Origin of the sequence: Azospirillum sp. B21, assembly GCF_008364825.1 — a bacterium.
Taxonomy (GTDB): Bacteria; Pseudomonadota; Alphaproteobacteria; order Azospirillales; family Azospirillaceae; genus Azospirillum.
Genome location: NZ_VTTO01000044.1, coordinates 1 through 6,885 on the forward strand (window position 1 = coordinate 1; position 6,885 = coordinate 6,885).

Annotated in this window: 6 protein-coding genes; 3 read left to right on the forward strand and 3 right to left on the reverse strand. The window is 65.5% G+C overall.

The annotated features are described in order from the left end of the window. Positions 1 to 653: 653 nt before the first annotated feature. Entirely contained in the window at positions 654 to 1,181 is a 528-nt protein-coding gene (locus tag FZ983_RS33745) for a GAF domain-containing protein (RefSeq protein WP_149229080.1), read from the forward strand. Between the two features lie 97 nt (positions 1,182 to 1,278). Further along, complete coding sequence (locus FZ983_RS33750; protein ID WP_247884092.1) at positions 1,279 to 1,899, forward strand: EAL domain-containing protein; 621 nt, start codon at positions 1,279 to 1,281, stop codon at positions 1,897 to 1,899. A gap of 1 nt (position 1,900) precedes the next feature. Here the strand turns inward: FZ983_RS33750 and FZ983_RS33755 are convergent, their stop codons facing one another. Beyond that, the gene (locus FZ983_RS33755; protein WP_149229081.1) at positions 1,901 to 3,307 is read right to left on the reverse strand and encodes a VOC family protein; all 1,407 of its coding nucleotides are present in this window, start codon (positions 3,305 to 3,307) and stop codon (positions 1,901 to 1,903) included. Positions 3,308 to 3,423: 116 nt separating this feature from the next. Continuing rightward, positions 3,424 to 4,356 (reverse strand): LysR family transcriptional regulator, encoded by a 933-nt coding sequence (locus tag FZ983_RS33760; protein WP_149229082.1) that lies wholly within the window; start codon positions 4,354 to 4,356, stop codon positions 3,424 to 3,426. Positions 4,357 to 4,536: 180 nt separating this feature from the next. Between FZ983_RS33760 and FZ983_RS33765 the strand changes: the two genes are divergently transcribed. Continuing rightward, entirely contained in the window at positions 4,537 to 5,832 is a 1,296-nt protein-coding gene (locus FZ983_RS33765; RefSeq protein WP_149229083.1) for an FAD-binding oxidoreductase, read from the forward strand. Between the two features lie 77 nt (positions 5,833 to 5,909). On the opposite strand, the gene FZ983_RS33770 is transcribed toward FZ983_RS33765, so the two are convergent. After that, complete coding sequence (locus FZ983_RS33770; protein ID WP_149229084.1) at positions 5,910 to 6,611, reverse strand: CBS domain-containing protein; 702 nt, start codon at positions 6,609 to 6,611, stop codon at positions 5,910 to 5,912. Positions 6,612 to 6,885: the final 274 nt, after the last annotated feature.

Below are 6,885 nucleotides of genomic sequence, written 5' to 3' on the forward strand. Positions count from 1 at the left end.
TGCGCATCCCTTCTCACAACACGGTATAAACTTGTCAAAGAACCCGCAGCGCCTCGGCGGCGCCGCCCGAACCATTCTGCGGCGCCTGCAGTTCGCAGCGCCGCGTCTTGTTCGCTTTATCTAGAGGACTTTACTTTCACTGTCAACCTCTTTTTTTTCGAGGTGCTCGGCAGTTACTTGGTCTGACCTCTGTTTCCCTTGAAGCAACACTGTCTTGCCGACCGTGCTGCGTCGCGGGAGGCGGTGTATAGGCCGTCCAACCGACCCGGCGCAAGCGCTTTTTTCCGACCCCCGCCGATTTTTCAGCCGAGCCGCGTTCGAAGCAGGGCGGCCCCTCCTCTACGCTGGGACACCGTCCGACCCGCCACCCGGCAAACTCGGTCGCTGCACAACAGTCATAGCGCCGCATATGACCGGGATTCGGCGTGATGGTACCTAAATCGATAAATCCGTATCAACTCCCGTACGTAGAAGCAGAGTGCGCATCCTCAATTTACCGCGAGCTTCACTGTGGCTGGTACGGCATATCATTTGGAGTTTGGTGGAACGATGCTGGTCACGGGCTGGTTCGCCGCTGCATTTGCACAGGCGTTCCCTCGCCCAGCCGTGGTGCGCCGCAACAGTTTGTCCTTATCGATTGCGGAGTTTCTCCCATGGCCCTTCTGAAGACCCCCGCCGCACTCAAGCCCGCCGGATGCACGTATCCACTCGACGACGAGCCAGCCCGGCTCCACGCGTTGCGGAGCACGGGCCTGCTGGATTCCGCACCGGATCCTGCCTTCGATGAACTGGTGTCCTGGGCCTGCGACCATTTCCAGGTTCCCATCGCCCTGGTGTCGCTGCTGGACGCCGACCGCCAGTGGTTCAAGGCGCGGCGTGGGCTGGCAACGCAGGAAACACCGCGTGACCATGCCTTCTGCCGCTTCACCATCCAGCAGAGCCTGCCGATGGTCGTGGAGGATGCCGCCAACGATCCACGGTTCCGCGACAATCCACTGGTTCTGGGATCCCCGCACATCCGTTTCTATGCCGGCGCGCCGATCATCAACCGCCACGGTCTGGCGCTCGGTTCGGTCTGCGTGATCGATACGGTGCCGCGCAGCTTCGGCATCGTGGACCGCATGGTGCTGGCTCAGCTCACCGTGACGGCACTCGTCGCGATCGAGAAGCGACAATGCTAGCTGTCCCAACTGGTTATAACGCCGGCCCCCGGGTTGCTTCACAATGGCCGACGGAATATTGACCGACAGGATAGCGCAAGGAACGACGCCAGCCGTGATGATGCATTTTCCGCCCTTGCCCATGCCATTGTCCTCGTCCACGCCCTCAATGCTGTCCCGCGAGGAGGGCCGGCTTGCGGTTCTTTGGCGCTACGAACTGCTCGACACTCCCGAGGAACCCGCCTTCGACCAGATCACCCGTTTGGCCGCAAAGTTGCTGTATGTGCCGATCGCGCTGCCGGTCTCGATCAACATCTCGATGCTGAACCTCGGGGCCAATGACTTCGCCGACCGGGTGGCCGCCATGCTGGACCGGCACGGGGTGCAGGCGGACTGGATCGGGGTCGAGAGCGACGATTTCGGCACCGGCCAGAGCGCGCTGTCCTACCTAAAGGGCATCCCGGCGACGGCGGTGAAGATCGATCAGCGCTTCATCCGCTCCATCGTCACCGAGCGCAGCGACCAGATCATGGTCCGCTCCACCATCGACCTGACCCACGATCTCGGCTATCGGGTGGTGGCGGAAGGGATGGAGACCGTCGAGGCCTATGAGTGGCTGCGCCTGCACCGCTGTGACTTCGGGCAGGGCTATCTGTTCTCCCGCCCGCTCGCGCCGGCGGCCTTCGAGAACTGGCTGGCGGCGGGCGCCTTCCGACCCGCCGCCGTGGTTGCGGTGTGACCTACGCCGTCGCCGGGCTCATCGCCGACAGGCAGGTGTCAATGGAGGCCCGTTCGATCTCGGCGTAGAGGTCGAACGGGTTCAGGACGGACGCGCCAAGGTCGGCTTCGAAACGCTGCTGGTTCGGGCTGGCGGAGAAATCCTGCTGCGCATCGTCGCCCAAGTTGGACTGGAAGATACCCGCGGCGCTGACCGGCAGAAAATCCTCATAGACCACCGGATCGAACCGGACGAGACCAGCCCCGATCAGCGACTCCAGATCGGCGTTCGGTGCCGGCGGGTTGCGCCGTCCGGTCTCGGTCAGCGAATAGGTGAAATAGCCGAGCTGCTGGCGACGGATCTCGTCCCAGCTGTCGGGAAACGGGGCGAAGACCTCCTGCAGGGCCGTCATGTACTCGGCGGCATTGGACCCGTCGGCGGCCGGGGCGACGAGACGGCGGGAATCCTGCAGCAGCGTGTCGTACAGCGCACGCCCCTTCGGCGTCAGTGCGATGCCGCGCTGCTCGATCTCGCCGAAACGCGCGGTGTGGAAACCGGACCGCCAGCCGTCGCCGTCGCGGAAATCCACCGGCTCGCTCAGCGCCTTGAAGGAGGTCTGCCGCAGCAGGATGGGGCAGCGCCGGGTCGGCGGGCCTTCCACCACGGCCTTGGGAGCGATCCCCTTCTCCGGCATCATCCGCTGCACCATGTCGATGTCCAGGGTGCGCGGGGTCAGGTGATTGATGTGCGGTCCCTTAAAGGAAACGACATCGGCGATCAGTCGATGGGCGTCATGCAGCCGTTTGTAGAGCTCCAGCGGCACATTGGCCCGGCTGTGCCAGCGGAAGGTTTCCAGCGCCTCCGCGACGAAGCGGGTGGCCTCCTCCTCCGTCAGCCCGCCGGCCGCCTCGGCTTTTTCGATCAGGGCGAGGCAGCCGGCGGTGAAGATGCTGCGCGCGGCCAGCAACTGTTCCGCCTCCTGCCGCAGTCCCGCGTCGGCGATCAGGTCGAGCCTCAGCAGCGAGGTGAAAACGCGGAAAGGATTGCGGCTCAGCGCCTCGTCGGTCACCGGACGGAAGGCGGTGGAATGGACGGGAACACCGGCTTCCGACAGGTCATAATAGCCGACCGGCTGCATGCCCATCACCGCGAACAGGCGGCGCATGGTGGACAGCTCATGCGCGGTGCCGAGCCGGATCGCGCCGTGACGCTCCTCCGTAATGCGGGCGAGACCGCCCGCGGCCTCCAACCGGTGGCGCTCCGCCGGGTCGGCGGCCAGCACCGCCTCGTTCACCTCGCGAACCAGCTCGACGAGCGTCTGATAGGCGGGAACCTCCGTCCGGTACATCTCCGACATGGCGTTGGAGAACAGGGTACGGATCGCATCGGCGCTGATAAAGCCGGCGCTGAAGGAACTCTGGGCACTCATTGCAAATCTCGCTCGCGTTGCCTGCGTCGGACCGGTCCGGACGGTCTCCCGGTCCCTCCCATGGGGCAGCTATAGCAACGAAGCACGACATTGGATTGCGATTGTTTTTACCGACTTCATGAGGAAAGCTCATGATGCGGCCGCCTGTCCTCTGGGGCGTCGTCCCGAGCTTCCCCCAGTATCCAACTACGGAAGGCGGCAAGCGGCGGATAGCTCGTCCGTTCCGACGGCCACACGATGTGATAGGCGTCCTCGCTCTCCATCGGCAGGTCGAGCGCGGGCACCAGTTGCCCCGCGCCCAATTCCTCATCGATCAGGAAACGCGGCAGCAGCGCCACCCCCAGCCCGGCGACGGCCGCCTGAATGGTGGTGCCGAACTGGTCGAACAGCATGCCATGCACCCCATCGGCCGGCGTGTCGTGCAGGGTCAGCCAGCGTTCCCATGCATCGGGACGACTGGTCAGGTGCAGCAGCGGGGCAAGACGCAGATCGCCCGGCTGCCGGAAGCAGAACCGGTCGCGCAGATCGCGACTGCAGGCGGGGACGACCGTTTCCCGGCGCAGAAGCGCCATCTCCCCACCCGGCCAGTCCGGCCGGCCGAAATGGATCGCCACGTCGACCGGATCCAGCCGGAAATCGAAAGGCGCCATGCGCGTCACCAGATTGATGGTCACGCCGGGATTTGCAGCCAGGAATTTCGGCAGCCGCGGCGTCAGCCAGCGGGCGCCGAAGGTCGGCAAGACGGCGATGCTCAGCGTGCCGCCATAGGGGTTGGCGCGCAGGTTGAGCGACGCCGTGCTGATCTTGCGCAGCGCATCGCGGACCTCGCGCACATAATACTCCCCGCCCGCAGTCAGGCGGATGGTCTGCCGTTCGCGGTGGAACAGCTCGACCTCCAGCAGCTCCTCCAGCGCTTTGATCTGGCGGCTGACAGCGCTCTGGGTCAGGGACAGCTCCTTGGCCGCCGCGGTGATGCTGCCGGTCCGCGCCGCCGCCTCGAATGCAGTCAGAAGGGACAGAGAGGGGAGGAAGCGGCGGGGGCTCTGCATCTCATTCTCACAGGGAATGACTGGTTGAGCAAACATCACTTTGCCGAAGGGGGTAGGCAAGCGAATCTTTCCAGCTGTCCGTTGATGCGGCGACCCGCTACGCTCACGGAACCGGCCCGGGGCGGTGTTTCCGGCCGGGAATGACAGACGGGCAAGAACACGGGAAAAGGACCACAGGGAATGCTGAACGATCCGCGGTCGCATGGGCTTTGGGAACGGACGGCACCTCCGGCGCCACCGACCTCGCCGCTGACCGACGCGGTCAGGGCAGACGTGGTGATCGTCGGGGCCGGTTACACCGGCCTGTCGGCCGCCCTGCATCTGGCGGAAGGCGGCGTCGACGCGGTGGTGGTCGAGGCGGTGGAGATCGGCTTCGGCGGCGCCGGGCGGAATGTCGGGCTGGTCAATGCCGGCATGTGGGTGATGCCCGACCAGCTCGTCAACACGCTGGGGCCGGTCTATGGCGAGCGGTTGATCGAGCTGCTCGGGAATGCTCCGCGCGCGGTGTTCGACCTGATCACGAAACACGCCATCTCCTGCGAGGACGAGCGCAGCGGCACCCTCCATTGCGGCGTCGGTCCCGCGGGCTTGCGCGAACTGGAGCAGCGGGCGGCGATCTGGCAGAAACGGGGAGCCCCCGTCCGCCTGCTCAATGCCGCGGAAACGGCGGAGAAGGTCGGCACCAGGGCCTATACCGGCTCGCTTCTCGATTTGCGGGCCGGCACCATCCAGCCGCTGGCCTATGCCCGCGGGCTGGCCGCCGCCGCAGTGAAGGCGGGCGCCCGCATCTTCACCCGCAGCCCCGTCCAGTCGGCAAGCGAGATCGGCGGCAAATGGGAGGTGAAGACGGCGACCGGCAGTGTGATGGCCGATTGGGTGATCGTCGCCACCGACGCCTACAGCATCGGCCCCTGGGTACAGCTTCGCACCGAGCAGGTCCACCTGCCCTACTTCAATCTGGCGACGGAGCCGCTGTCCGACGCGATGCAGAAAGCCATCTTGCCGGAGCGGCAGGGGGTGTGGGACACCAAATCGGTTCTCAGCTCCTACCGGTTCGATCGTCAGGGACGGTTGGTGTTCGGCAGTGTCGGCGCATTGCGGGGAACCGGGATCGCGGTGCACCGGGCTTGGGCGCAGCGCTCGCTTGCCGCTCTGTTCCCGCAGCTCGGTCCGGTGCGGTTCGAGTCCGAATGGTATGGGCAGATCGGGATGACCAAGGACAACCTGCCCCGTTTCCACCGGCTGGACCGCAACGTGATCGGCTTCAGCGGCTACAACGGCCGCGGCATCGCGCCCGGCACGGTTCTCGGCCGCTGCCTTGCCGACCGCATCACCGGCAAACTCACCGACGCGGAGATGCCGCTTCCCCACACGGCCCCGGATACGGTCGCCGGCCGTGCGGTGCGCGAAGCCGCCTACGAATACGGGGCGCAGGCGACCCACCTCGTCGGTGCACGGCTGCCGGGGCGGATCTGATCTGGTCCGGAAGGTGGGCATGGCCGGGCAAGACCGGCCATGCCCATCCGCTTTGCAGGCGCCTTTTGCACACTCCCTTACAGCCCCCAGGCCCCGCTTTCCGCCGGGTCGACAACCTGGATGTTGTTCTCCACGCCCTTCACGCCGGGAACGCTTTCCGCCGCGACGCGTATGGCGTCGCGCTGGGAGGCGCTGCTGATGAAGCCCCAGAGATGAACGATGCCGTTCCGGACGACGATGGCGTCGTGCGACCGCGAATCCCAGGACAGTTCCTTCATGGCCGCGGTGACACGCTCCTTGAGCACACGGTCGTCAGGGGGCGCCGCCGCGGTCTCCGGCGAGACGCTGGCCAGTGCGCGCAGCAGGTTCGCCCGGCTGATGATGCCGATCAGGTTGCCCTGACGGACCACCGGTACGCGCTTGATCCGGCGAGTCTCCATCAGCCGCACGACCTCCTCGGGCGAGGCGCTTTCGTCGACGGTGGTGACATGGGCGGTCATGACGTCCGTGACCTTGCGGGCATGGGACTTGACGAAGTCCTCCGCCGGCAGCGTGCCGCCGGACACCAGTCCCAGCCACCAGGAGCGGTGGCGCTCGGTCCCGAGTTCCACCCGGCGCAGCAGGTCGCCCTCGCTGATGATGCCGACCACCTTGCCGGCGGCATCCACCACGGGCATGCCGCTGATGTTGTTCTCCAGCATCTTCTTGGCCGCATCGGCGACAGTCGCGTCCGCGCCGATGGTGATGACGCGCGGCGTCATCAGATCGATAGCCTTCATGGTTTCGCTCCCCCTTGATGTTGTGCGGTGAAGAGAGAGTAGGGAGCGGCAAACCGAGAGCTATTGATCTGCCGCAAATCAGCGGCAAGCTTTCCGCATGGTGGAAAAGACCGTCAGGCGACAACGAAAAACGCCCCGGCTCATGTGAACCGGGGCGTTTCTGGTGGGGTGTGCGAAGATGTCAGCGATGTGCTTCGGGTTTGACGTCTCTTGAGCCTGAGTGACCTGGCGGCGACCTACTCTCCCACGTCTTAAGACGCAGTACCATTGGCGC

Excerpts from the sequence above, each read along its gene's own strand:
- FZ983_RS33770 (WP_149229084.1), bottom strand. The coding sequence starts at position 6,611 with ATGAAGGCTATCGATCTGATGACGCCGCGCGTCATCACCATCGGCGCG.
- FZ983_RS33750 (WP_247884092.1), top strand. The coding sequence starts at position 1,279 with ATGATGCATTTTCCGCCCTTGCCCATGCCATTGTCCTCGTCCACGCCC.
- FZ983_RS33760 (WP_149229082.1), bottom strand. The coding sequence starts at position 4,356 with ATGCAGAGCCCCCGCCGCTTCCTCCCCTCTCTGTCCCTTCTGACTGCA.
- FZ983_RS33745 (WP_149229080.1), top strand. The coding sequence starts at position 654 with ATGGCCCTTCTGAAGACCCCCGCCGCACTCAAGCCCGCCGGATGCACG.
- FZ983_RS33765 (WP_149229083.1), top strand. The coding sequence starts at position 4,537 with ATGCTGAACGATCCGCGGTCGCATGGGCTTTGGGAACGGACGGCACCT.
- FZ983_RS33755 (WP_149229081.1), bottom strand. The coding sequence starts at position 3,307 with ATGAGTGCCCAGAGTTCCTTCAGCGCCGGCTTTATCAGCGCCGATGCG.